The sequence below is a fragment of the Neobacillus drentensis genome (genome assembly GCF_036966985.1).
GTDB classification, from domain to species: Bacteria; Bacillota; Bacilli; order Bacillales; family Cytobacillaceae; genus Neobacillus; species Neobacillus drentensis_E.
Window position 1 is genome coordinate 1 of the sequence record NZ_JBALSN010000163.1, and the last position, 1000, is coordinate 1000.

Here is a 1000-nt window from a genome sequence, read left to right on the forward strand (position 1 = left end):
ACCCCCTCCTACTCGATTGCTAGGGGAAGATTTTCTTTATTACTAACAGGCTTCTTTTTTGGTAAATGGGGAATTGTATAAACACATACTAAATGTGGAAGGAGTCATTTAATGCCAGAGATTCCAGAAATGGAAAACTATAAAATCCTATTAAATCAAAAAATTGCAGGTCAAACTATAACAGAAGTACAAATAAATCGGGAAAAATCAATCAATTTAAACCCCGACCTGTTTATTAAAACGTGTCACCATCAAAAAATTATTTCAATCAATCGTCGCGGAAAGCATTTACTCTTTCGACTGCAAAATGGTCAAATTCTTTTACTCCATTTAATGCTTGGCGGATGGATGTTCTATGGGACAGAAGCAGATAAGCCAAATCGAACAGTTCAGGTGCGTTTATCCATTGGTGAACATCACCTATTCTTTATTGGCCTTCGCCTGGGCTATTTGCATTTATATAATCAAATAGAAGCAGAGCAGCACCTTGCACATTTAGGTCCGGAACCGTTATCCACTGATTTTTCATTAAATAATTTTTTGAAAAGGATTGGCCAAAAGCATGGCCGGTTAAAAACTACAATGATTGATCAAGAGTTTATTGCAGGAATAGGAAATTGTTATTCCGCTGAAATCTGCTACGAAGCCGGTATCATTCCTACAAAGGACATTGATGATATTGGCGGGTCAGAGCGAGAGAAACTGTATCATTCGATCAGAACAATCCTCCAAAAAGGCATCCAACATGGTGGTTACATGGATAATCCACTCTTTAAGGATGATAAATTAACAGGTGGGTTTAATGATATGTGTCAGGTGTATGATCGTGAAGGTGAAAAATGTAATAGATGCGGGTCAATCATCAAAATGGAAACAATATCATCGAGGAAAACCTTTTATTGTCCCAATTGCCAAAAATAGTTTACAGAATCTCGCCGCCTGCGGTGGGATTTTTTTATGAACTCTTTTAAAGCTTATTGTATATTTTGGCACCCTGTTG

General features: G+C 37.2%; 1 protein-coding gene. It reads left to right on the forward strand.

The genetic code is table 11. The features are described 5' to 3' along the window. Positions 1–111: 111 nt before the first annotated feature. Positions 112–921, forward strand: coding sequence for an Fpg/Nei family DNA glycosylase (locus tag V7659_RS11165; protein ID WP_335540099.1), 810 nt, complete (start codon positions 112–114; stop codon positions 919–921). The last annotated feature ends 79 nt before the right edge of the window (positions 922–1000 follow it).

Bases quoted from the DNA above. Each gene is read 5' to 3' on its own strand.
- V7659_RS11165 (WP_335540099.1), top strand. From the start codon at position 112: ATGCCAGAGATTCCAGAAATGGAAAACTATAAAATCCTATTAAATCAA.